This window comes from Staphylococcus hyicus (assembly GCF_000816085.1).
Taxonomy (GTDB): domain Bacteria; phylum Bacillota; class Bacilli; order Staphylococcales; family Staphylococcaceae; genus Staphylococcus; species Staphylococcus hyicus.
This window is the reverse complement of record NZ_CP008747.1, coordinates 789,232-812,466: the sequence shown is the minus strand read 5'-3', so window position 1 is coordinate 812,466 and position 23,235 is coordinate 789,232. Positions and strand designations below refer to the sequence as shown.

At 36.5% G+C, this 23,235-nt stretch carries 25 protein-coding genes; 1 reads left to right on the top strand and 24 read right to left on the bottom strand.

The genetic code is table 11. The features are described 5' to 3' along the window. Positions 1-23: 23 nt before the first annotated feature. From atpA to fdaB, 21 genes are all read right to left on the bottom strand, one after another. Complete coding sequence (gene atpA / locus SHYC_RS03670; RefSeq protein ID WP_037576611.1) at positions 24-1,532, bottom strand: F0F1 ATP synthase subunit alpha; 1,509 nt, start codon at positions 1,530-1,532, stop codon at positions 24-26. Positions 1,533-1,559: 27 nt separating this feature from the next. Further along, positions 1,560-2,099 carry a F0F1 ATP synthase subunit delta gene (locus tag SHYC_RS03665; RefSeq protein WP_039644623.1) on the bottom strand — a complete coding sequence of 180 codons (540 nt, stop codon included), beginning with the start codon at positions 2,097-2,099 and terminating at the stop codon, positions 1,560-1,562. Further along, entirely contained in the window at positions 2,099-2,605 is a 507-nt protein-coding gene (locus SHYC_RS03660) for a F0F1 ATP synthase subunit B (protein ID WP_037567555.1), read from the bottom strand. Before SHYC_RS03660 ends, SHYC_RS03665 begins: the two co-directional genes overlap by 1 nt. A 301-nt stretch (positions 2,606-2,906) precedes the next feature. Next, positions 2,907-3,119: a F0F1 ATP synthase subunit C gene (gene atpE / locus SHYC_RS03655; protein WP_037567480.1), complete on the bottom strand. Its 213-nt coding sequence runs from the start codon at positions 3,117-3,119 to the stop codon at positions 2,907-2,909. A gap of 40 nt (positions 3,120-3,159) precedes the next feature. Then, a complete protein-coding gene (gene atpB, locus SHYC_RS03650) occupies positions 3,160-3,879 on the bottom strand; it encodes a F0F1 ATP synthase subunit A (RefSeq protein ID WP_039644621.1) in 720 nt (239 codons plus the stop codon). 18 nt (positions 3,880-3,897) lie between these two features. After that, positions 3,898-4,263, bottom strand: a complete 366-nt coding sequence (locus SHYC_RS03645; protein WP_039644619.1) for an ATP synthase subunit I — start codon at positions 4,261-4,263, stop codon at positions 3,898-3,900. 158 nt (positions 4,264-4,421) lie between these two features. Further along, positions 4,422-5,561 (bottom strand): non-hydrolyzing UDP-N-acetylglucosamine 2-epimerase, encoded by a 1,140-nt coding sequence (gene wecB / locus SHYC_RS03640; RefSeq protein WP_039644617.1) that lies wholly within the window; start codon positions 5,559-5,561, stop codon positions 4,422-4,424. Positions 5,562-5,587: 26 nt separating this feature from the next. After that, the gene (gene upp, locus SHYC_RS03635; protein ID WP_039644615.1) at positions 5,588-6,217 is read right to left on the bottom strand and encodes a uracil phosphoribosyltransferase; all 630 of its coding nucleotides are present in this window, start codon (positions 6,215-6,217) and stop codon (positions 5,588-5,590) included. A gap of 21 nt (positions 6,218-6,238) precedes the next feature. After that, a complete protein-coding gene (gene glyA, locus SHYC_RS03630; protein WP_039644613.1) occupies positions 6,239-7,480 on the bottom strand; it encodes a serine hydroxymethyltransferase in 1,242 nt (413 codons plus the stop codon). A 22-nt stretch (positions 7,481-7,502) separates the two neighbouring features. Further along, positions 7,503-8,030, bottom strand: a complete 528-nt coding sequence (locus SHYC_RS03625; RefSeq protein WP_039644611.1) for a TIGR01440 family protein — start codon at positions 8,028-8,030, stop codon at positions 7,503-7,505. A 125-nt stretch (positions 8,031-8,155) separates the two neighbouring features. Continuing rightward, on the bottom strand, positions 8,156-8,575 hold the full coding sequence (locus SHYC_RS03620; RefSeq protein ID WP_039644609.1) for a low molecular weight protein arginine phosphatase: 420 nt from the start codon (positions 8,573-8,575) through the stop codon (positions 8,156-8,158). Next, positions 8,572-9,624 carry an L-threonylcarbamoyladenylate synthase gene (locus SHYC_RS03615; RefSeq protein WP_039644608.1) on the bottom strand — a complete coding sequence of 351 codons (1,053 nt, stop codon included), beginning with the start codon at positions 9,622-9,624 and terminating at the stop codon, positions 8,572-8,574. The genes SHYC_RS03620 and SHYC_RS03615 overlap by 4 nt, the downstream gene beginning before the upstream one ends. A gap of 85 nt (positions 9,625-9,709) precedes the next feature. Next, positions 9,710-10,552: a peptide chain release factor N(5)-glutamine methyltransferase gene (gene prmC, locus SHYC_RS03610; protein WP_052257800.1), complete on the bottom strand. Its 843-nt coding sequence runs from the start codon at positions 10,550-10,552 to the stop codon at positions 9,710-9,712. Beyond that, the gene (gene prfA, locus SHYC_RS03605) at positions 10,542-11,618 is read right to left on the bottom strand and encodes a peptide chain release factor 1 (RefSeq protein WP_039644605.1); all 1,077 of its coding nucleotides are present in this window, start codon (positions 11,616-11,618) and stop codon (positions 10,542-10,544) included. Before prfA ends, prmC begins: the two co-directional genes overlap by 11 nt. Beyond that, a complete protein-coding gene (locus tag SHYC_RS03600; protein ID WP_039644603.1) occupies positions 11,618-12,220 on the bottom strand; it encodes a thymidine kinase in 603 nt (200 codons plus the stop codon). The genes prfA and SHYC_RS03600 overlap by 1 nt, the downstream gene beginning before the upstream one ends. 172 nt (positions 12,221-12,392) lie before the next feature. Continuing rightward, positions 12,393-12,647: a type B 50S ribosomal protein L31 gene (locus tag SHYC_RS03595; RefSeq protein ID WP_037567459.1), complete on the bottom strand. Its 255-nt coding sequence runs from the start codon at positions 12,645-12,647 to the stop codon at positions 12,393-12,395. Positions 12,648-12,768: 121 nt separating this feature from the next. Further along, a complete protein-coding gene (rho, locus tag SHYC_RS03590; protein WP_039644600.1) occupies positions 12,769-14,085 on the bottom strand; it encodes a transcription termination factor Rho in 1,317 nt (438 codons plus the stop codon). A 177-nt stretch (positions 14,086-14,262) separates the two neighbouring features. Further along, positions 14,263-15,690 (bottom strand): aldehyde dehydrogenase family protein, encoded by a 1,428-nt coding sequence (locus SHYC_RS03585; protein ID WP_039644599.1) that lies wholly within the window; start codon positions 15,688-15,690, stop codon positions 14,263-14,265. 205 nt (positions 15,691-15,895) lie between these two features. Continuing rightward, complete coding sequence (locus SHYC_RS03580; RefSeq protein ID WP_039644597.1) at positions 15,896-16,240, bottom strand: winged helix-turn-helix transcriptional regulator; 345 nt, start codon at positions 16,238-16,240, stop codon at positions 15,896-15,898. Between the two features lie 45 nt (positions 16,241-16,285). Next, the gene (locus tag SHYC_RS03575) at positions 16,286-17,551 is read right to left on the bottom strand and encodes a UDP-N-acetylglucosamine 1-carboxyvinyltransferase (protein ID WP_039644596.1); all 1,266 of its coding nucleotides are present in this window, start codon (positions 17,549-17,551) and stop codon (positions 16,286-16,288) included. 325 nt (positions 17,552-17,876) lie between these two features. Next, the gene (gene fdaB, locus SHYC_RS03570) at positions 17,877-18,749 is read right to left on the bottom strand and encodes a class IIb fructose-bisphosphate aldolase FdaB (protein WP_039644594.1); all 873 of its coding nucleotides are present in this window, start codon (positions 18,747-18,749) and stop codon (positions 17,877-17,879) included. Positions 18,750-18,964: 215 nt separating this feature from the next. Between fdaB and SHYC_RS03565 the strand changes: the two genes are divergently transcribed. Further along, positions 18,965-19,486: a DUF2529 family protein gene (locus tag SHYC_RS03565; RefSeq protein WP_039644592.1), complete on the top strand. Its 522-nt coding sequence runs from the start codon at positions 18,965-18,967 to the stop codon at positions 19,484-19,486. Between the two features lie 164 nt (positions 19,487-19,650). Here SHYC_RS03565 and SHYC_RS03560 read toward each other — a convergent pair whose 3' ends face one another. The 3 genes from SHYC_RS03560 to SHYC_RS03550 form a co-directional block, all read right to left on the bottom strand. Beyond that, on the bottom strand, positions 19,651-21,258 hold the full coding sequence (locus SHYC_RS03560) for a CTP synthase (RefSeq protein ID WP_039644590.1): 1,608 nt from the start codon (positions 21,256-21,258) through the stop codon (positions 19,651-19,653). Positions 21,259-21,600: 342 nt separating this feature from the next. Further along, positions 21,601-22,131 carry a DNA-directed RNA polymerase subunit delta gene (gene rpoE, locus SHYC_RS03555; protein WP_039644588.1) on the bottom strand — a complete coding sequence of 177 codons (531 nt, stop codon included), beginning with the start codon at positions 22,129-22,131 and terminating at the stop codon, positions 21,601-21,603. Between the two features lie 155 nt (positions 22,132-22,286). Beyond that, on the bottom strand, positions 22,287-23,147 hold the full coding sequence (locus SHYC_RS03550; protein WP_039644586.1) for a GNAT family N-acetyltransferase: 861 nt from the start codon (positions 23,145-23,147) through the stop codon (positions 22,287-22,289). Between the last annotated feature and the right edge of the window lie 88 nt (positions 23,148-23,235).

Sequence of the window (23,235 nt, the reverse complement as noted above, 5' to 3'; positions counted from 1 at the left end):
CTTATCTCATCATATATTTGACATTATTCGGATTTTTTAAAACTTTGTTTGAACGCGTTGATTGCTTTTTCAAATTTCTCATCAGCAGGTAATCCACCTGTTTCACGAATTTCTGTGAAAATGTCATTTGCATTTCCTTTTGTCCACTCGATAATTTCAGCTTCGAAACGTGTAATATCTTCAACTGGAATATCATCTAAGTATCCACGTGTTAATGCATAAATGATTAATACTTGGTGCTCAACTGGAAGCGGCTTGTTTTGGTCTTGTTTTAATACTTCAACCGTACGCTTACCTCTCTCAAGTTTTTTAGCAGTCGCTTCATCTAAATCAGATCCAAACTGCGCGAAAGATTCAAGCTCACGATATGACGCTAAGTCTAAACGTAATGTACCCGCAACTTTTTTCATTGCTTTAATTTGAGCAGAACCTCCAACACGAGATACTGAAAGCCCCGCGTTAATCGCTGGTCGCACACCTGAGAAGAACAAGTCAGATTGTAAGAAAATTTGTCCATCCGTAATTGAGATAACGTTTGTTGGAACGTATGCAGAAATGTCACCTGCTTGTGTTTCAACAAATGGTAAAGCAGTAATTGAACCGCCACCTAAATCATCATTTAACTTTGCAGCACGTTCTAATAAACGGCTATGTAAGTAGAATACATCACCAGGGTATGCTTCACGACCTGGAGGACGACGTAATAATAATGACAATTCACGATATGCAGCTGCTTGTTTCGTTAAATCATCATAAACAACTAATACGTGTTTGCCGTTAAACATAAACTCTTCCGCCATAGAAACACCTGCATATGGTGCGATATATAACATTGGAGAAGGTTGCGCAGCCGATGCCGAAACGACAATCGTATAGTCTAAAGCTCCAGCTTGACGTAACTTCTCAACAGAAGCACGTACCGTTGATTCTTTTTGACCAATTGCGACATACACACAAATCATATCTTGATCTTTTTGATTTAAAATTGTATCAATGGCTACTGTCGTTTTACCAGTTTGACGGTCACCAATGATTAACTCACGTTGACCACGACCAATTGGAACTAACGCATCTATCGCTTTAATACCTGTTTGTAATGGTTCATCTACTGATTTACGAGCCATAACACCCGTTGCTTTCTTCTCGATAGGACGCGTTTTCGTTGTATTTAATGGGCCTTGTCCATCAATAGGTTGACCTAATGGGTTTACGACACGTCCGATTAATTCTTCACCTACTGGTACTTCCATAATACGTCCTGTACGTTTAACTTCAGCACCTTCAGTAATTTCATCGTAAGGTCCTAAAATAACGACACCTACGTTTGTTTCTTCTAAGTTTTGTGCTAATCCAAGAACGCCGTTATGGAATTCTAATAATTCGCCAGCCATAACATCGTTAAGTCCATGAACTAATGCGATACCGTCACCAATTTGGATAACTGTCCCTACATCAGTTACAGACATTTCAGACTCATAATTCTCAATTTGAGAGCGAAGTAATGCACTAATTTCCTCAGCTTTTATGGCCATCTATGTCACTCCTCTTTCATTTCGTATTTAATGTGCGCTACTGAATTTTCTTGCTAATTGTTCGAGATCATTTTGTACACTTCCATCGTATACTTTAGTACCGATTTTAACTTTAACACCGCCGATGAGTGATGTGTCTACTGAAGTTTGCACTTTAAGATCTTTTAATCCTGTACGTTGCACTAACGCTTCTTTTATGTGTTCTACTTCTGCCTCGGATAAAGGGCGTGCAGAAACGATAAATGCATCATCTAACCCATGAAATTCATTGTAATGTTTTTCAAATGCCTTAAACACATCACCTAATAATGATAAGTTACGATGGCTTGCCATAATTTTTAAAGTATTCATCAAATATGGGTGTACGCCATTAAATACATTTGAAACTAATGATTGTCTTTCATCTAAAGTAAGTTTAGGTTCTAAATCAATCACATGTAATTTTGAACCTTCACTTTGAATACTAGTATTAATTTCAGTGAAATCGTGGTAAATCTCTGAAAGCACTTCAGCCTTTATCGCTACGTCAAAAAGGGCTTGGGCATATTTTTGTGCAACTTGTGCCATTATTTATCCCCTACCTCTTTAATGTACTTGTCGATAAGGTCTTTTTGATCTTGCTCAGAAATTTCTTTGCGTAATACTTTAGACGCAATTAACACTGAAAGTTCAGAGACTTGACTATTAATTTCAGCTAATGCACGTTCTTTTTCACTCTTGATTTCACTTTGAGCCGTTTCTATCATGCCATTTGCACGTTGGTTAGCTTCATGAAGAATTTCTTCTTGTTGTCGTTGCGCTTGTACTTTGGCTTCTTCAAGCATCTTATGTACTTGATCTTGAGTTTCTTTTAACGTTTTTCTATTTTCTTCTTCTAGACGCTGTGCATTCATTTTTGCGCGTTCCGCATCATCAATATCTTGATTAATTGAATGTTCACGGTCGTCCATAACCTTTTTAAGTGGGCCCCATGCAAACTTTTTAAGTAGGAAAAGTAAGATAACAAATGTGAAAATAGTCACAAGAATGTCACCAATATTTACACCACCGGCACTAGCTGCAAAGGTTAACATGTTGGTTGTCAATTTGCTGTACACTCCTTTCAATCATTTCATCATAAACTACAAAATGGTTAATCAAACATTCGTACATAGACATGATTGATTGTTAATCGTTGAATGTCTTTCATTTTGCAATTCTTGAACGTGCAAGGTCCTTCTTGCACACATTTATCACAATTTTAAATTCTCAAAAAAAGTACATACCATTTAAAATTAAAATGATATATAAATAAAATTTAGGGCGGGGAATAGCATACGTTTTAACCCCGCTCAGGATACTTCTAATTATTTAGAAACATAATCAATATTAAGATTAGCTAAATAACACGATGAATGTGATAACGACACCAATGATTGGAAGTGCCTCAACTAAACCGATACCGATGAACATGATTGACATTAATTGTGTACGTGCCTCTGGTTGACGTGCTACACCTTCTACTGTTCTAGAAACAATTAAACCGTTACCAATACCTGCACCAAGTGCTGATAAACCAATTGCGATTGCTGCTGCGATTAAACTCATTATATAAATCCTCCTAATTTTTTAAGTTATTATTTTTTATTTAATGGTTGTCTGCCACTTTATGTGACATATAAACCATTGTTAACATGATAAAGATATAAGCTTGGATTGCACCTACAAAGATTGAGAAACCTTGCCATACAATTAAGCCCGGAATACCGATAATCCAACCAAATGCGCTTAATGTAACACCAGCGAGAAGACCTAATAAAATCTCACCTGCAAAGATGTTACCGTAAAGACGAAGTCCTAATGTTAATGTAGAAGCAAATTCTTCAAATACATTAATGATAACTAACAGCGGATATGGTTGAACGTAATTTTGAAGGTATGCTTTTGTACCTCGCATTTTAACGCCATAGTAATGTGTAAGAATGACCATCATCGTAGCAAGAGTTAACGTAACATGAGGATCTGCGGTTGGAGACTTCCACCATAGATAATGGTTAGCCAACAATTGAAATGGTAGACCTAACATATTCGCTACAAAAATAAATAAAATTAATGTAACTGCTAAGAAGTGAAAATGTCCTCCCTTAGACCATGCCATGTTACTTTCAATGATGCCTCGAACAAAATCGAATACCCATTCGATAAAGTTTTGAGCACCTTTAGGTCTTTTCTGAAGATTTCGTGTACATAAGACTGCAATCGTAAACACGATAATAGCTGTGATGATTAACATCATTACCGTCGATAAGTTAAAGTTAATATCTAATCCTAGAAAATGCCAAGTTACTATTGGACTTTTATGACCCATCTAAAATTTCACCTCTTTTCAATTAGAGTTACGTGTGTCCTTCTTAACCAAAGGACGTAAAATGATAAAAACATATGAAACCATAAGCCCTATTAGTACACCGATAATATGTATCTGTTCTTGAAATGCCACCCAAGTTGCACAAGCGAGAATTGCTGTAAAATACCGCCAATTACCACCTGTCGAAATAGATCCTACACGTGTTTGTTTGGCACGATGTAAATAATATTCAAAGATGATTGTATTAAACGTTGAAGCAAATAAACCCACTATTAATCCAAGAACAAAAGCATGGTGTAGCCAAAAATAAAGCATCATGAGGCCTACCCAGAGGCAAATGTAATATGTCAAAAACGGCTGTGTACAATTATAAAAACGTACCATAATGAACCTCTTTTCCACTTTTAGGAACATATATGAAAGCCGTTCCATGCATACAACTTTCATAATAATATAGGGGCAAAAGCGTGTCAATTATGCATTTAACAGGACTGTCATCTATGAATAGAGTTGTCACAAAATTGACACATTTAATACCAGCACTATGCTTTAGGTTTAAAGGGTTCCGGTTTTGATTCCGTTAAACCAAAATAATATTGAATATGATCACATATTCGTTTGGAAGCGTGACCATCTCCATATGGGTTTTGTGCGATACTCATTTTCTTATAGAGCGCTTCATCTGTAAGTAATGCTTTCGTATATTGATAAACATCTTCTTCTTTTGTTCCAGCTAATTTTAATGTACCTGCTTCGACACCTTCCGGACGTTCAGTGGTATCTCTCAATACCAATACTGGCTTACCTAAGGATGGTGCTTCTTCTTGTACTCCGCCAGAATCAGTTAAAATCAAATGCGATTGATGTGCAAAATTATGAAAATCAACTACCTCAAGTGGTTCAATCAGTTCAATACGGTCATGATCACTGAGATGTTTGTAAGCAATATCTCTTACTTTTGGATTTTTATGCATTGGGTAAACAATAACTGCATCTTCAATGTCTTCAACGATACGACGCGCCGCTTTAAAAATATTTTCCATAGGTTCACCAATATTTTCACGACGGTGTGAAGTTAACAAGATGATGCGTTTATCTTGATGACGTTGGATTATGTCTGATTTATACTGTTCATGAATTGTAGTGTGCATCGCATCAATCGCTGTATTACCAGTGACAACGACTGAGTTAGGATTTTTATTTTCATTTAATAAATTCATCTCTGCTTGATGCGTTGGTGCAAAATGAAGGTCTGCCATAATACCAGTCATTTGTCGATTCATCTCTTCAGGAAATGGCGAATATTTTTGCCATGTTCTTAAACCCGCTTCAACGTGACCAATACTTATTTCGTTATAAAAAGCAGCTAAACTTCCTGCAAATGTTGTCGTTGTATCACCATGTACTAAAATCATATCAGGCTTCACTTCTTTAATGACGCCTTCAAGTCCAGTTAGAACACGTGACGTTACTTCAGACAATGTTTGCCCAGGTTTCATCACATTCAAATCGTAATCAGGTACGATATTAAATGTATCTAAAACAGAATCTAACATTTCACGATGTTGCGCCGTTACAACTACAATTGGTTCTAAATTTTCTTCCTTTTTTAATTGTAATACGAGAGGTGCCATTTTAATGGCCTCTGGACGCGTACCAAAAATCGTCATAATCCTTTTCATTGAATAAGCGCTCCTTAATTAAGACATTATTTTGTACCGAACAAACGATCACCAGCATCCCCTAATCCAGGAATGATATACGCATTTTCATCTAACTTCTCGTCTAGAGCTGCAATGAAAATATCTACATCTTCATGTGCTTCTTGAAGCTTTTGAACACCCTCAGGTGCTGCAATAAGACACATAAAGCGAATGTGTTTTGCTCCACGTTTTTTCAATGACGTAATGGCTTCAATTGCTGATGCTCCTGTCGCTAACATTGGATCTACAACAATGATTTCACGTTCTTCAATATCTTGTGGTAACTTCACAAAATATTCAACCGCTTCTAGAGTTTCTGGATCACGATAAAGCCCCACATGTCCAATTCTTGCAGCAGGAACGAGATTTAAAATCCCCTGCGTCATGCCTAAACCAGCACGAAGTATCGGTACAAAGGCTAATTTTTTCCCAGATAAGCGTTTTGCTTTTGCTTTCGTGACTGGTGTTTCTATTTCAACTTCTTGAAGTTCTAAGTTACGTGTAACCTCATATGCCATAAGCATACCGACTTCATCTACAAGTTCACGAAAAGCTTTTGTTCCTGTGTTTACATCTCGAATGAAACTCAGTTTGTGTTGAATTAAAGGATGATCAAATACATGTACTTTACCCATTGGTTTTATGCCTCCAATATTTTATTTATTGTATAATGGGAATTTTCCAGTCAATGTGCGAACACGTTCTTTCGCGTCTTTTAAAACTTGATTATCTTGATGATTCTTCAAAACATCGCTAATAATATGAGCGACTTCTTTAAAGGCTTCCTCATCAAAACCACGCGTTGTTGCAGCAGGTGTACCTAAACGAATGCCACTTGTTACAAATGGTTTTTCTTGATCAAATGGAATCGTATTTTTATTACACGTAATACCGATACTATCAAGTGCTTCTTCAGCATCTTTACCTGTAATACCTACTGAACCTTTTACATCGACTGAAATAAGGTGATTGTCCGTACCACCCGAAACAATTCTGAAGCCATTTTCTTGTAATGTAGCAGCTAATGTTTTCGCATTTTTAATGACTTGTGCTTGATACGTTTTAAATTCAGGTTGTAATGCTTCGCCAAAAGCAACAGCTTTGGCTGCAATTACATGCTCGAGTGGCCCCCCTTGAATACCAGGGAAAATTGTTTTGTCTATGTCTTTTTTATATTTTTCTTTGCATAAAATCATACCACCACGAGGGCCTCTTAAAGTTTTATGCGTAGTCGTTGTCACAAAATCGGCAAATTCTACAGGGTTTTGATGTAAACCAGCAGCAACTAAACCTGCAATATGTGCCATATCCACCATTAATTTTGCATTCACTTCATCAGCGATCTCTTTGAATTTTTTAAAATCAATTTCACGAGAATACGCCGATGCGCCTGCAACAATGAGTTTAGGTTTGTTTTCTTTTGCAAGTCGACGAATTTCCTCGTAATCGATACGCTCTTCGTCTTTTGTAACTTGGTATTCTACAAAATTGTAAAATTTGCCGCTAAAGTTAACAGGTGAACCGTGCGTTAAATGACCACCGTGACTTAAATTCATTCCTAATACAGTATCACCATGTTCAAGAGCAACGAGGTAAACCGCCATATTCGCTTGTGAACCTGAATGTGGTTGAACGTTCACATGTTCAGCATTAAATAGTTGTTTCGCTCTATCAATTGCAAGTTGTTCAGTAATATCGACAAACTCACATCCACCGTAATAACGACGGTTTGGGTAACCTTCTGCATATTTGTTTGTCATGACTGATCCTTGTGCTTCCATGACTGCTTCAGAAACGAAATTTTCAGACGCAATTAATTCGATGTTGTTATTTTGGCGATTAAATTCTTTCTTAATGGCATCTGCGACGGCTTTGTCTTGCTTAAAAATAAATGACATAAACGTTTTCCCTCTTTCCCTATTAAAGTTGATATTTCGCACGTTCACCACCAATTTTTTTAGGTCGTGTCGTTGCCACAGTGACAATCGCTTCACCAATTTTACTTATTGAAGTACGCACAGGTACCGCAACGTGTTTAAGGTGCATACCGATTAACGTTTGGCCAATATCAATCCCTTTGTTTGCTGTGATATACTCTACAACAATCGGTTCTTTCAAATGACGATAAGCATAAGTGGCAAGCGATCCTCCAGCATGCACATCTGGTACAACGCTTACTTCTTCCATTGTTAATGGATTAAAGTCTTCACGCTCTATAGTGAGTGCGCGATTAATATGTTCACACCCTTGATATGCAAATGAAACACCCGTTTCTTCTGAAATGTCGACGAGTGCTTCAAATATATCTTTAGCGATGTCCATGGAGCCTGTAGTGCCTATTTTGTCACCGAGTACCTCTGATGTAGAACAACCAATAACACAGATTTCTCCGTCAACAAAAAACGATTGAGACTTGAGTTCTTCCAATAACTGTTTTAAATCTTCCATGAATAAAACCTCCTAGGATTATGTATGAATACAAAACGAATTATCCAAAGAACATAGAAACGTGCTATATGCCATATATTATAACGTATTTTCTAATGAACTTATACTGATTATATAACTGATTTTCAATCAATTTGTTCTTTAAGTTTAAAAATATCCTTTTCGAGCTGCTCAAAAAGCATTTGATAGTGTTCAAGAGGGCCCCCGAAAGGATCTGGTATATCAGCACTTTGATTAATATAATCTTTAAGTGTATGCACATGTTGTTGCATGCCATATAAACATTCAATATGTTTTTTATGGTCTACTGTCATCGTTAATATTAAATCCGCTGTTAAATCTTCATATTGAAATGGTTGTGCAGAAGTCGGTTGAGGGTAGTTTTTTGTATGCAATACTTCTAGCGTGTGTGATGCAATAGGTTGCCCTTCTATCGCCATTAAACCTCGAGATTCAATTTGATGATGCGGTAATATTTGTGTTGCGATACTTTCGGCCATAGGACTTCGACAAGTGTTTCCTGTGCAAACAAAAATAATTCTCATAAGCGTTCATCCTTTACCACTTGATGATTAACTGCTTTCATCATTCTATTACGTAAAGCTTCCGTATCTTCATTGACTGGATAACCATAAATATATGCACATGATACCGATTTAAGTTCATCTAACTGATGGAGTGCAGCATATAAATGTCGATTTGCAGTTTGAATATCAAATTCGTCTTGGCTCAAAATAATTACCTTAGCTTCTTTCGGAATATATTTTGATAAACTTTCCGGTACAATAAATGCAATTCCCTTCCAATCATCATGTGCACTCCTACGAATATCATTGCCAATATGCTCTATCATAATCAGTGGCGTATCTGGTGCATAATGTTTGTATTTCATGCCTGGCGCAATTGGCTTTTCCGTCATATCAATTACAGTATCATCAATGGAATTTGGTAAAATGTCATTCAACATTTGTCTCGTAATTGTACCTGGACGAGCAATACGATATGGAAATGACGTACAATCTATGACAGTACTTTCTAAACCAGCATCACTAGGGGTAGACTGTATAATACCTTCAACTCTACCATATAAATCATCATACGCGTGTTCAAACGTTGTAGGTGATGGTCGACCACTCATATTTGCACTAGGTGCAGCTATGGGTATGTTTGCTTTTTTCAATATGTACCGCGCCACAGGATGACTTGGCATTCTTACTGCTACTGAATTCAACCCTCCAGTTACGCGTTCGCATAAATATCCTGATTTGAGCGGTAGTATAAATGTAATGGGGCCTGGCCAAAACGCTTCCATTAACTTTAATGTTGTTTCAGATATAGACGTCACAAAATCTTCTAATTGGTCTGTGTCATATATGTGAATAATAAGTGGATTATCAGATGGTCGACCTTTTGCTTCATAAATACCTTTAACCGTTTCTTCATTCAACGCACTGCCGCCAAGCCCATATACAGTTTCAGTTGGTAAAACAATACGTTTCCCCTCGCGGTACATACGTATAATCTCATCAAATTGCGGATACGCATCGAGATGATTTGTATATTCACGAACGTCCCATATTTTAGTGTCTAACACGAGATAACACCTCTTTCTTAATATTATTTTACTCCATAATAAAAAGTTATGCACTCTTGTAAGATACATAACTTTGATATGATAATTATTTAACGCACCACTTAAAACTTAAAATACGGTCATTCCCGTTGATGTCAGCAGTGATGTTGACATCAAGTTGAGGATACATTGCTAAAAGCAAATTTTTCAGTATGGTTCCTTGTTGAAAACCAATCTCAAACACGACTGGAGCACCATGTTTCATTACTTTTGGCAATTGCTCAAATAGAGTGCGATAAATATGCAATCCGTTCTCTTTGGCAAACAACGCGATATGGGGCTCGAAGTTTAATGTACTTTTACTCATGAAACCTTGTTCAGATTGGCAAATATACGGCGGATTCGATATTAACCCATCTAATTGAATGTTTTCGCTTATCAATGGTTTCAAGGTGTCCCCTAATAAAAATCGAATGTCAGCGCCATGACTCTGTGCGTTAAATTCCGCAATATTTAATGCATCTTTCGAAATGTCTGTAGCTAAAACATTCAGGGTTGGCAGTTCTTTTTTCAACGTAATAGCAATGATACCACTTCCAGTACCAATGTCTGCTACATGACCACTTAAATGTACCATTTCCATGAATTTCATGACGACTTCTTCTGTTTCAGGACGTGGTATCAAAACATCTTTTGATACTTTATACTCTCGATTAAAAAAGGCCGCTTTCCCAACGACATACTGTACAGGCTCTCCTTTAATAAGACGTGCCAATCCTTGTTCTAACATGTGATGCGCTTCTATTGTCATTTCTTCTTGTAGATTGAGTAAATAGGTTGTACGAGACCAGTTCAACATATCCATGATAAGCCAATCGATTTGTGCCGGTTCACAATGATTTTCTTCTAAACGTTGACGACCTATTTCCACCCACTGATTAAATTTCACCGTTATTAAGCTCTTTTAACTTTTCAGTTTGTTCGTGCATCGTTAAGGCATCGATCACTTCATCAAGTTTACCTTCCATGATTTGGTCCAATTTTTGCAACGTTAACCCAATACGATGATCTGTAACACGACTTTGTGGGTAGTTATATGTTCGAATACGTTCAGAACGATCTCCAGTCCCTACAGCTGATTTACGTTGAGCAGCATATTTTTGTTGCTCTTCTTGCACTTTCATATCATATAAACGTGCTTTTAACACTTTCATCGCCTTTTCACGGTTTTGAATTTGAGATTTTTCAGAAGATGTGGCAATGACCCCAGTTGGTAAGTGCGTAATACGTACCGCCGAGTCGGTTGTATTGACGTGTTGACCCCCAGCTCCACTTGATCGGTAAGTATCAATTTTCAAATCTTCATTGCGAATTTCAATTTCTACATCTTCAACTTCTGGTAACACTGCTACTGTAGCTGTAGACGTATGAATACGTCCGCCGGATTCTGTTTCAGGAACACGTTGAACACGATGTGCACCATTTTCATATTTCAATTTACTATACGCACCTTCACCTGAAACCGAAAAACTTATTTCTTTATAACCACCGTGGTCACTTTCAGTCGCTTCCACAATTTCAGTTTTAAAGCGATTCGCTTCCGCATATTTGGTATACATTCTAAATAAATCTCCAGCAAAAATGGCTGCTTCATCACCACCAGCAGCAGCTCTCACCTCCACGATAACATCTTTGTCATCATTAGGGTCTTTCGGAATTAATAAAAACTTTAATTCTTCTTCAAATTGTGGAATTTGTGGTTTAAGTGTTGCTGCTTCTTCTTTCAGCATTTCTATTTCATCAGCATCTGTCGTTTCATTTAACATACTATCAATATCATTCAATTCTTCTTTGACTTGTTTATAGTTACGATATACTTCTACTGTTTTTTGCAGTTCCGATTGCTCTTTAGAATATTTTCTTAATTTGTCAGAGTCACTCACTACCTCTGGATCGCTTAGCAATTCATTTAATTGTTCGTATCTTTCTTCTACGATATCTAATTGATCAAACATTACTCATTTTCCTCCTCTTTTGACTCGCTTGGTAGAATGACGTGGTGTGCGCGACAACGTGGTTCATAACTTTCATTGGCACCCACTAATATGATTGGATCATCAACTTTCGCTGGTTTTCCATCTATGAGTCTTTGTGTACGACTAGAAGAAGCGCCGCAAACGGCACATACTGCTTGTAATTTTGTAATATGTTCACTTACTGCTAACATCTCTGGAACAGGATGAAATGGTTCTCCTTTAAAATCCATGTCAAGACCTGCAGTAATCACACGATACCCTCTTTCAGCCAGTGTTTGGGCAATATCAACAACAGTGCGATCGAAAAATTGAATTTCATCTATTCCAATGATATCCACACCTGTTAAATCATGTTGCCATATCTCACTCGCTTCAGTGATGTTTATTGCTTCTATTGCATTACCATTATGTGAAACGATTTTTTCTTTATGGTAACGATCATCTATCGTTGGTTTAAAAACTATCACCTTTTGTTTCGCATAAACACCACGTCGTAAGCGGCGAATGAGTTCTTCAGATTTACCGCTGAACATACTGCCTGTGATGCATTCAATCCATCCTGAATGATACGCTTCGTACATTTTTTATGCCACCTTTTCCAAAACATAATCGCTTCATTATATCATATTTTAATAATGATTTTTAAGATTTCATTAAAAAAAGCACCCTCTTTGATGAGGATGCTTCAAATAGTGAGAAAGCATGCAAAGATGTCCATCTTTACTGCTTTCGGATAACTCGTTAATACGATGATTAGTTGTTTGATTTGAGACCGAATTTCTTGTTGAAACGCTCCACACGACCATCTGCAGCAGCAAATTTTTGACGTCCTGTGTAGAATGGGTGTGAGTCAGAAGAAATATCTAAACGAATAACTGGATACTCGTTACCATCTTCCCATTCCATTGTTTCGCTTGAATACTTCGTAGAACCACTTAAAAACTTAAAGTTCGTTGTAGTATCTAAGAAGATTACTTTACGGTATTCTGGATGAATGCCTTGTTTCATTATTTTCAGCTCCTTTGCCCTGAACCATCTGGAACAGAGTTATTTGTGAGTTTTACCCAATACTTGTACATTATAAAGGGTGCAATTTTAAAAAGCAACCCCACGTCAACATTTCTTTAAATTAAATAATAGGTTTTCCTGTTTTAGTGCTTTCAATCGCACTTTTTTTCAATTCCTCAAAAAAAGCGTCGTTTGTTTTTGTTTTCTTAAGTCGTCGTATAAAGCGTTCTGCAAAGTCTGGTGAATTTGAGAACATATTTCGTAATTGCCATAAACTTTCAAGTTCATTTTTAGGAATGAGCAATTCTTCTTTACGAGTTGAACTTCTTGAAATATCAATCGCTGGGAATATTCTTCGTTCCGATAAACGTCGATCCAAATGCAACTCCATATTCCCTGTACCTTTAAACTCTTCATAAATCATGTCATCCATGCGAGAACCTGTATCTACCAGCGCTGTTGCTAATATAGTTAGACTGCCACCAGCTTCAATATTACGCGCTGCACCGAAAAATGTTTTAGGACCGTGTAAAGAAGCAGGATCTAAACCTCCAGATAATGTACGCCCACTTGGTGGTACGACTAAATTGTACGCACGTGCTAATCGTGTTATAGAGTCCATCAGTACAATCACATCTTCACCGATTTCAACGAGACGTTTTGCTCTTTCAAGTAGTAATTCTGCAACTTTCACGTGATGTTTCGGATGTTCATCAAATGTAGAGTGCACGACTTCCGCTTCTTCAACCGAGCGTTCAATATCTGTCACTTCCTCAGGTCTTTCACCTACAAGTAAAATGAATAATTTAGCATTCGGTTTATTTTTTACAATAGCATTAGCGATTTCTTTTAATAAAGAGGTTTTACCTGCCTTAGGTGGTGCAACGATTAAACCACGTTGTCCTAATCCGATTGGTGTGACTAAATCCATAACACGTGTGGAGTATTTGTCGGGGTCTGTTTCTAATTTGATACGTTCTTCAGGATATAGAGGCGTTAAAGCTTGGAAATGCGGTCGTTTTTTCACTTCTTCTGCATTATGGTCATTGACAAAGTCCACTTGTAATAAGCCGTAATATTTCTCATTTTCTTTAGGTTGTCTTACTTTACCAGTAACCTTATCACCTAACTTAATTTCAAAACGTCTAATTTGTGATGCAGAAATATATATATCTTTTTCACCTTTTGAATAATTTACCGTTCGTAAAAAACCGTAACCATCTGGTTGAATATCGTCTAAAATACCTTCCATATAGTAGTTACCGTCTTTTTCCATTTGTGCTTCCATTATGGCAAGGACAAGTTCTTTTTTATTTAACTTACTATAGTTTGATAGTTTTAAAGATTTGGCTTTTTCAGTCAAAGCTTTGGTCGTGTAGTTTTTATACAATTCATGAAAAGACTCATATTGAGGTGAGGTTCTTTCCCTAGTCGCCATATTTAACACTCATTTCATAATAAATTCTTTAACCGTATTTTTGATACGATAACATCAATACTATAGCAAATTTTAGGGTTAAACACAAAACATGATATAAATTGAAACATAAATCAACCACGTTGTTAAATGTCTGAATTTGATGTTTAGTGACATTAACAACGTGGTTAACTACATTTATTTAAAATATCCTGCGATTGATTTCACTTCTAAAAATTCTTCAATACCATAATCGCCCCATTCGCGGCCGATTCCTGACTGTTTGTAACCCCCGAATGGTAAATCTGGTGTTCTGCCTGATTCATTAATTTCAACTGTACCTGCTTCAATTGAGCGTGCTACTTTTTGCAATGTGTCTTTATTTTGACCGTAAACATATCCTGCTAGACCGTATTTCGTATCATTAGCTATACGAATCGCTTCATCGATATCTTTATACGTAATAACAGACATGACTGGTCCGAATATTTCTTCTTGAGCAATCGTCATTTTGTTATCCACATCTGAGAATATCGTTGGTTTAGCATAGTACCCTTTATCTAATCCTTCAGGAAGGCCTGTACCTCCATAATAAAGGGTTGCGCCTTCTTTGATCCCTTTTCGAATATAGTCTTGAACTTGATCATATTGTTTTTTGCTTATGATAGGGCCCATATCCGTATCTTTACTTTGCGGATCTCCAACTTTAACATTAGACATATATGCTTTGGCTTTTTCTAAGAAATCATCTTTCATTGATTCCGGAATAAGCGTACGGGTACCCGCAGTGCATACTTGACCAGTATTATTCACTACTTTGTTAACAGCAGCCTGTGCTGCACCTTCAATATCAGCGTCATCTAAAATGATATAAGGTGACTTCCCGCCTAACTCTAACGATACTTTCTTGAAATCTTTACTTGCTTTTTCCATAATTTTCGCACCAGTGCCACCTGAGCCTGTAAAGGACATCATACGCACATCAGGATGTTCACTTAATGGATTACCTACACCTTCACCGTCCCCATTCACGAGATTGAATACACCTTTAGGTACTCCTGCAGCTTCAAAAATTTCAGCTAAAATAATTGCAGCAAATGGTGTTTCTTCAGATGGTTTTAATACAACTGGTGAACCAGCAGCAAATGCCGCTGCTAATTTCAGTGATGTTTGGTTCGTTGGAAAGTTCCAAGGTGTAATTAAACCAGCCACACCAATTGCTTCTTTAACAACTAAATTTTCACCACGTTGCTCTTCAAATTGAAAATCATCCAATGCGTCAAATGCTGCTTGAAAATGATTAAGCCCCATTTGATAATGGACATTTTCAGATTTAGTCACTGGTGCCCCTAATTCAAGTGTCATTGCTTCGATTAAATCGTTTTTACGTTTTTTATATTCTTCGACGATACGTCCAAGTAAAGCTTGGCGCTCTTTTACTGGCGTATGTCTAAATTCTAAATAGACATCGTGCGCTGCTTTCACAGCTTGATTTACGTCCGTTTCATCACCTTTTGCAATGCGACCAAATACTTCTTCGGTAGCTGGGTTGATGACATCAATTGTTTCACCACTATGACTGTCTACCCATGCACCATTTATATATTGTTTCGTTTGGTTTCTCATTTTTTGACACTCCTTTTCGAACGTTTCGTCCTAGTTAACGTATTTCCACAAAAGGACATAGTTAAACTATACGCTTCACTTCCTTCACAAGCATGAATTTTGCTTATACCTCGATAAAAAGGGCTGGCATCATAGTCCGACTTTAATCAAAATAACCAACAAAATTCATTTCTCGATGAACTTTGCTGGCTATTAACATAATCAATCATTTAAGTGTATGGGTCTTATTGTGATCTTCTAGTGTCACATGATGATGAGCCCAATCTTCAAGTGGTTTTAATGCATGCGCTAAATCGATACCTTTTTGCGTTAAATGGTAACACACTGAGGGCGGTGTTTCTGATATAACTTGTTTAGTCACAAGTCCTCGCTCAGCAAGTTCAGTGAGTTTTATTGATAGTGCACGATTAGTAATGGGTTGTAAATCTCTTTGCAGTTGTGAAAAATGTGCCTTATGCTCTGAACATGTCGATAAATAATGTAAAATCAGCCCATTCCAACTGCGCCCTAAAATTTTAAATGTTTCTTGTAAATACGGACAAACTTCCACGGCTCTCACCTCTTAACAATACTTGTAAGTCCAATATTTTATAGATTAAGCATCAATGGATTCTGTCCAAATATTAGCACCTAGTTGTTTTAATGTACTTACAATATCTGTATACCCTCTATAAATATGTTTGACATTATAAATCGTTGTTTCTCCTTCAGCAATTAATCCTGCGACAATTAAACATGCGCCTGCACGTAAATCACTTGCATAAACTTCTGCACCTTTTAATTGGGAAGGTTTGATTGTTGCCGTACCCAGATCCGCATTAATTGCACCATTCATTTTTTGTAGTTCAGGTACATGTTTAAAGCGCTCTGGATAAATAGTTTCTTTAACAAAACTTGGTCCTTCAGCTAAGAAAAGTAATGGCGTAATCGGTTGTTGTAAATCAGTGGCAAATCCAGGATACACTAATGTTTTAATATCAACGCTTTTGTATGGATGTCTACTTTGAACCACCATAAAGTCATCGCCAACATCAATTTTTACACCTAGTTCTTTAAGTTTCACTGTTAGCGGCTCAACATGTTTTGGAATGATATTATCAATAACAACTTGTTCACCACTCGCAGCAGCTATACACATATATGTCCCCGCTTCAATGCGGTCAGGAATGATACTGTGTCGACTACCGTGTAAATGAGGAACGCCAACGATTTTAATGGAGCTCGTCCCAGCGCCAGTAACTCTCGCTCCCATACTGTTTAAGAAGTTCGCAACATCGACTACTTCGGGTTCTTTAGCGGCATTTTCAATTATGGTTTGACCTTCAGCACGTGAAGCCGCCAACATGATGTTAATAGTTGCACCAACACTTACAATATCTAAATATATGTTCGCACCAACGAGACGTTCAGCCTCGATTTTCATTGATGTGGTGCTTGACTCATCAATTTTAGCTCCCAATGCTTTAAAACCTTTGATATGCTGATCAATCGGTCTAGGACCTAATGGACATCCCCCCGGAAGACCAATAACACATTTTTTGAAGCGGCCAAGCAATGCCCCCATCATATAATAGGATGCACGTAAAGACTCCACCTTATTATTAGGTAAAGCAGCGTTTCGTATCTCAGTAGGATCAACATGTAACGTTGTGTCATTCAATTCAGTTTTGATGTTAAGATCCTCAAGTAAACTCACTAATGTTTCCACATCTGAAATTTTAGGTAACCCGTCTAACGTGACTGGTTCTTCAGCCAATATTGTAGCAGGAATAATTGCCACAGAGCTATTTTTAGCACCACTTATTTCAACTTTACCTTTAAGCGTTTGGCCACCTTTAATTTTAATTACTTCTTGCGCCATGTGATTGAACTCCTTTTCCCTTGCTCAATTTCTCCATAAAATATCATAATATAGGCATTATAATGTAAAATTTTTCAAAATGCAAAATCGTCATCATCATTCAATGCACTTACTATCGTCTTAAAAATATTGGAATTAATTTTCATTTTACCATTGAACAATGAATGATTACACAAGTTTATTAAAAAAGTACCATATTATAAAAATTTTGTTGGTTTCAAATTCAAAACATACAATATAAATTGCCATTTATACGTTTATACCCATTAAAAAAGCTGAGACAACACATGCGTCTCAGCTTTTTTAATATATGTCTATTTAATCATTAACCTTTAATGTTATCTGCTTTGTTAGAAGTACCAAATTCTCTAATTTTACCAATAACAGTTTCTTTAATCGCTTCACGTGCTGGTCCTAAATATTTACGTGGGTCGTAAACTTCTTTATCAGCATCTAAAACTTCACGAACACGTTTCGCTGAAGCAATTTGGTTTTCAGTGTTTACATTGATTTTAGCAGTACCGAAAGAAATCGCTTTTTTAATGTCGTCAGTTGGGATACCTGTACCACCATGTAATACAAGTGGAAGACCAGTAGATGCACCGATTTCTTCCATTTCTTTAAATCCTAAGTTTGGTAAACCTTTGTAAGGACCATGAACAGAACCCAGTGCAGGTGCTAATGTATCAATACCTGTATCTTTAACTAAATTTTGACATTCGATTGGATCAGCATAAATGACGCCGTCAGCCACAACATCATCTTCTTGACCACCCACTGTTCCTAATTCAGCTTCTACCGATACACCGCGTGCATGTGCGTATTCAACAACTTTTGAAGTGACTTTAACGTTATCTTCGTATGGTTCATGTGATGCGTCAATCATTACTGATGTAAATCCAGCATCAATTGCCTCTTTACATTTTTCAAAGCTTGAACCGTGGTCTAAGTGAATCGCTACTGGGATTGTAATATTGTAGTCGTGCATTAAACCTTCAACCATTTTAACTACTGTATAGAAACCGCCCATGTAACGTGCAGCACCTTCTGACACACCTAAGATTACAGGTGCATTCTCTTCTTGAGAAGCTTGTAAAATAGCTTGTGTGAATTCTAAGTTATTGAGGTTGTATTGACCTACCGCATAACCATTTTCTTTTGCGTCGATTAACATTTCTTTCATTGAAACTAAAGGCATGAAAGTTCCTCCTTGAGTGCGTAACGCACATAAATTTATATTCATATTATAGCAAAATTGTGCTCAAAATGCATAAGGAATCGTGATAAAATGGGATTATTTCACCATTTCGTCAATGAAAGCGCCACCATTTTACTTCTAAAATATTTTGTTGATATTCTTTAAAATGTTAATTAAAATTATACACAATGATTTAAGTGAATGGAGGCTCTAAAATGTCAAAAATGTTAGCCACTCAATTAACAGGCATTTTTAACCGATTAAATGAACAGGAATTAGATATTCAAATGGCAGCACAATGTCTCATTCAAGCAATTGGCGGTGAAGGACATGTTTATGTCAAAGGCTACAATGACCTCAAATGGTTTGAAAACTATATATTAACAAGTGAAGAAAAATTAGCCTCAAGTTTGGCACTAGATGACTTAACTTCTTTTTCTGAATTAGATAGCACTGACCGCATATTACTATTTAGCCCTTATATTACAGATGACCTTACTAAAGATTTGGAGTATTTATTAGACGCGCAACACGAAGTAGTCTTAATCACTAATCCATCTAAATCGTATGTCATTCCTGAACATTTGATTCATTTTATAAATTTATCTACGCCACGCGCTATTGTCATGACAGAAGACTATGATAAGGTAGTTACACCTCACAATATTGCTATGAACTTTATTTACTATGAAATTTATATACAAATGATTGAAATGATTCGTGATTTAGATTTATAAACTACATGATTAGCACGCGCTATTTATTTAAAGAATTGATTTAATACCATTGGATAAAATAAAACACTTTCGTCAAATTCTTACTAAAAAGAATTTTTAACGAAAGTGTTTTTATATATGAATTAACGTGAGGTGTTTTTACGACTAGCCCCTCGCGTTAATCATTATTTAGTTTGTTGTTTAATTGCCGCTTCAATAAATGATTTAAAGATTGGCTGTGGACGATTTGGACGCGATAAAAATTCTGGGTGGAATTGACACGCGAGGAAGAATGGATGATCTTCAATTTCGACCATTTCAACTAAACGTCCATCAGGGCTTGTACCCGAGAAAATCATGCCTGCTTCTTCTAATTTTTCACGATATTCATTATTAAACTCATAACGGTGACGATGACGTTCTTGAATATCACTTTCGCCATAAATACGTTCAGCCAGTGTGCCTGCTTTAATCGTACATGGATATAAACCTAAACGTAACGTACCACCTAAGTCTTCAATATCTTTTTGTTCAGGCAATAAGTCAATCACAGGGTATGGCGTATTAGGATCTAATTCTGCAGAATGCGCATCTGTTAAGCCAACCACGTGACGGGCATATTCAACCGTTGCTAATTGCATACCTAAACAAATACCAAAGAATGGTACGTGATGTTCACGTGCGTATTTAATCGCTGATATTTTACCTTCACTTGCTCGGAATCCGAATCCACCAGGAACTAAAATACCATCTACATCATGGAAATAACTGTCTGCATTTTCATCTGTCACTTCACTAGAATCAATCCATCTAATATCGATATCTTTCATATATGGGTATCCAGCATGTTTCAAAGCTTCCGCAACAGATAAATATGCGTCTTGTAATGCTACATATTTACCGACTAAAGCAATCGTTACTTTACCTTCTAAATTGTTAACAACATTAATCAAATGGTTCCATTCGTCAAGCTGTGTATCGTATTGTGCTTTTAATCCTAAGCGATTGATGACGATATCGTCCATATCTTGGCGGCTTAATTGTAAAGGGATTTCATATAGAGATTCCGCATCACGACATTCAATAACACTCTTCTTATCAATATCACAGAATAAAGCAATTTTGTCTTTTAATTCCTGACTCATTTCATATTCGCTACGTACGACAATTAAATCAGGCTGAATTCCTAGACCACGCAACTCTTTAACACTATGTTGCGTTGGTTTTGTCTTCATTTCACCTGCCGCTTTAATATAAGGCAATAATGTACAATGAACATACATTACATTTTCACGGCCTAGGTCACTGCGAATTTGACGAATTGCTTCAATGAATGGTAGTGATTCGATGTCACCCGTTGTTCCACCAATTTCAGTAATTACTACGTCTGCATTCGTACTTTCCCCTGCTAAAAGTAATCTAGATTTAATCTCATTTGTAATATGAGGAATAACTTGAACGGTTCCTCCAAGATAATCTCCACGACGTTCTTTCTTAAGTACATGCGAATAGACTTTTCCTGCAGTAACATTTGAATATTTATTTAAATTGATATCAATAAAACGCTCGTAATGACCTAAATCTAGATCTGTCTCCGCGCCATCATCCGTCACGAATACTTCCCCATGTTGGTATGGGCTCATTGTTCCTGGATCAACATTTAAATATGGATCAAACTTCTGAATCGTTACAGATAATCCACGGTCTTTCAAAAGACGTCCTAATGATGCTGCAGTAATACCTTTACCTAATGATGATACAACACCACCAGTCACAAAAATAAATTTTGTCATGTGTATTTCCTCCTCATTTCATATCAGATGCATTTACTAAGGGGTAAATCCATTTCAAACAGTAAACATGTTGTTACATTAATCTATAAAATAAAAAAGTCCCCTCTCACAATCATTTCATGTAAGGGGGGAACAAATGAACGTCATTTATATCGTTACGTAACAAGTACGTATATCTCTATTGACGTATGCGTTTTTTCATTGTCCTATTTAAAGGAGCCCGAATAAAATTCTATCATGTTGTCATAAAAAGTCAATAAACTTTATGTCGATTTTACATTTTATCATGTATCACTTAAAGAATTGTAAACAATAAGGACCTATTGAATGGGATGGCCTGTATTATTCTTCCTCGTCTAAAAGATCCTCATCATCTTCATAAGCTTCATCCAACTCTTCTTCATCATCTTCAACGACTAAGTCAGATTCTTCGATTTCATCTTCTACACGCTCATCTTCAGGGTCGTTAAGTTCTTCTTGGTCTTCTGTCACACTAGGGATATTGTCATCACCGTCATTGTCATCTTCACCAAGCAATTTCAAGTTCTTATCTTCTTCATCATCTTCATCAAGAATTTCAAACTTTTGAATCGTTGGTGCGATCTTTTCTTCTATATCATCAACGGAATACCAATCGCGTAATCCCCAAACGTTGTCACCGACACTTAAAAATCGACCATCAGTGTTTAAGTCTGTATAAAATTGAACGACGCGATTTTCAATTTGATCGTCTTCATAATGACCGATTTGCTTAAATTCATCAATAATATCATAAAGATTCATTGTTTCATTCTTTTCAGTTAAAAGCGTATATGCCATATCAATAAACGCTTTTTCATCAACCATTTCTTGTGTGTAATCTTGTAATTTCATTGGCACATCTTCCTTTCAAAGATTCACGTTACTCCTACATTTTAAAGACATCTTGTCTTCTTATATAATATACTATAACAAACATTGATTATAAATGAGTCTTGAATATAACGCAATGTTTAGCAATAGGTTTTTTTGAAATGTGACCAATTTATTTAGTAGTTAATATATTTTTCAAACATCGTATAATTTTCAGTGACGATTGCTTCTACAAAATTACTTTTTTGAAACAATGGTTTAAGTGTATTAGTTGAACCAAATAACATCACTTCAATGACATCGATATTGTCATATTTTTGGCGCACATATGTTGATAATTGTCGCAATGCATTTTGAGCAATACCAGATTCACGATGTTCATCTTCCACAAGAACTGCCCGAATAATCAACCGCGTTTGAAATTGTTCAATGGCTAAAAAGCCTACTTTTTCATCATTAAGCGTTAAATCGATGATATCAACTGGTCCTAAATCAGATTGGTCACTACGACTTAATTTTAAAGAAGAAACGTATTTTGAACTTAAATCTAAATAATAAAGACGTTCTTTTCCAATAGGACCTTCTTCTTTAGTCGCTGTATGCATAAATCCTGCACGCTCATAGACGTTCCATGCCGCTTCATTTTCTGCATCTACTACAAGGAACAAATGTCCAAAATCCGGAAAAACACTTTGTACATATTCAGGAAGATTCATCATTATTTTTGTACCATAACCATGCCCTTGAAAATGTTCATTAATTGATAGCGAACGTATATATACGACTTCTTCTGGCGTATCATACCCTTCATGTTGATAATGTTGATGTAACACGAAAAATCCAACTACGTCCCCATCTTTATTAAGTACAACATTGGCCTCTCGATTCGGATCATTTAGTGCATCATCCAGTACTTCTTTGGGTAATGAAGAATAAGTGCGCTGACGTTCGCTAAGTTTGAACGCATAAAGTGCATCACGGTATTGCTCTTCATACAAATGTATAGTAATATCATCAAAGCGTTTACTTTTTATCATTTTGAATATTCATTCCTTTATTTAATATGGTTTTCGCATTTATAACTATACACTATTTTCTGATTTTTCAAACTTGAAAGGGGATATT

Coding starts and splice junctions, on each gene's coding strand:
- atpA (WP_037576611.1), bottom strand. CDS start 1,532: ATGGCCATAAAAGCTGAGGAAATTAGTGCATTACTTCGCTCTCAAATT.
- SHYC_RS03665 (WP_039644623.1), bottom strand. CDS start 2,099: ATGGCACAAGTTGCACAAAAATATGCCCAAGCCCTTTTTGACGTAGCG.
- SHYC_RS03660 (WP_037567555.1), bottom strand. CDS start 2,605: ATGTTAACCTTTGCAGCTAGTGCCGGTGGTGTAAATATTGGTGACATT.
- atpE (WP_037567480.1), bottom strand. CDS start 3,119: ATGAGTTTAATCGCAGCAGCAATCGCAATTGGTTTATCAGCACTTGGT.
- atpB (WP_039644621.1), bottom strand. CDS start 3,879: ATGGGTCATAAAAGTCCAATAGTAACTTGGCATTTTCTAGGATTAGAT.
- SHYC_RS03645 (WP_039644619.1), bottom strand. CDS start 4,263: ATGGTACGTTTTTATAATTGTACACAGCCGTTTTTGACATATTACATT.
- wecB (WP_039644617.1), bottom strand. CDS start 5,561: ATGAAAAGGATTATGACGATTTTTGGTACGCGTCCAGAGGCCATTAAA.
- upp (WP_039644615.1), bottom strand. CDS start 6,217: ATGGGTAAAGTACATGTATTTGATCATCCTTTAATTCAACACAAACTG.
- glyA (WP_039644613.1), bottom strand. CDS start 7,480: ATGTCATTTATTTTTAAGCAAGACAAAGCCGTCGCAGATGCCATTAAG.
- SHYC_RS03625 (WP_039644611.1), bottom strand. CDS start 8,030: ATGGAAGATTTAAAACAGTTATTGGAAGAACTCAAGTCTCAATCGTTT.
- SHYC_RS03620 (WP_039644609.1), bottom strand. CDS start 8,575: ATGAGAATTATTTTTGTTTGCACAGGAAACACTTGTCGAAGTCCTATG.
- prfA (WP_039644605.1), bottom strand. CDS start 11,618: ATGTTTGATCAATTAGATATCGTAGAAGAAAGATACGAACAATTAAAT.
- SHYC_RS03600 (WP_039644603.1), bottom strand. CDS start 12,220: ATGTACGAAGCGTATCATTCAGGATGGATTGAATGCATCACAGGCAGT.
- SHYC_RS03595 (WP_037567459.1), bottom strand. CDS start 12,647: ATGAAACAAGGCATTCATCCAGAATACCGTAAAGTAATCTTCTTAGAT.
- rho (WP_039644600.1), bottom strand. CDS start 14,085: ATGGCGACTAGGGAAAGAACCTCACCTCAATATGAGTCTTTTCATGAA.
- SHYC_RS03585 (WP_039644599.1), bottom strand. CDS start 15,690: ATGAGAAACCAAACGAAACAATATATAAATGGTGCATGGGTAGACAGT.
- SHYC_RS03575 (WP_039644596.1), bottom strand. CDS start 17,551: ATGGCGCAAGAAGTAATTAAAATTAAAGGTGGCCAAACGCTTAAAGGT.
- fdaB (WP_039644594.1), bottom strand. CDS start 18,749: ATGCCTTTAGTTTCAATGAAAGAAATGTTAATCGACGCAAAAGAAAAT.
- SHYC_RS03565 (WP_039644592.1), top strand. CDS start 18,965: ATGTCAAAAATGTTAGCCACTCAATTAACAGGCATTTTTAACCGATTA.
- SHYC_RS03560 (WP_039644590.1), bottom strand. CDS start 21,258: ATGACAAAATTTATTTTTGTGACTGGTGGTGTTGTATCATCATTAGGT.
- rpoE (WP_039644588.1), bottom strand. CDS start 22,131: ATGAAATTACAAGATTACACACAAGAAATGGTTGATGAAAAAGCGTTT.
- SHYC_RS03550 (WP_039644586.1), bottom strand. CDS start 23,147: ATGATAAAAAGTAAACGCTTTGATGATATTACTATACATTTGTATGAA.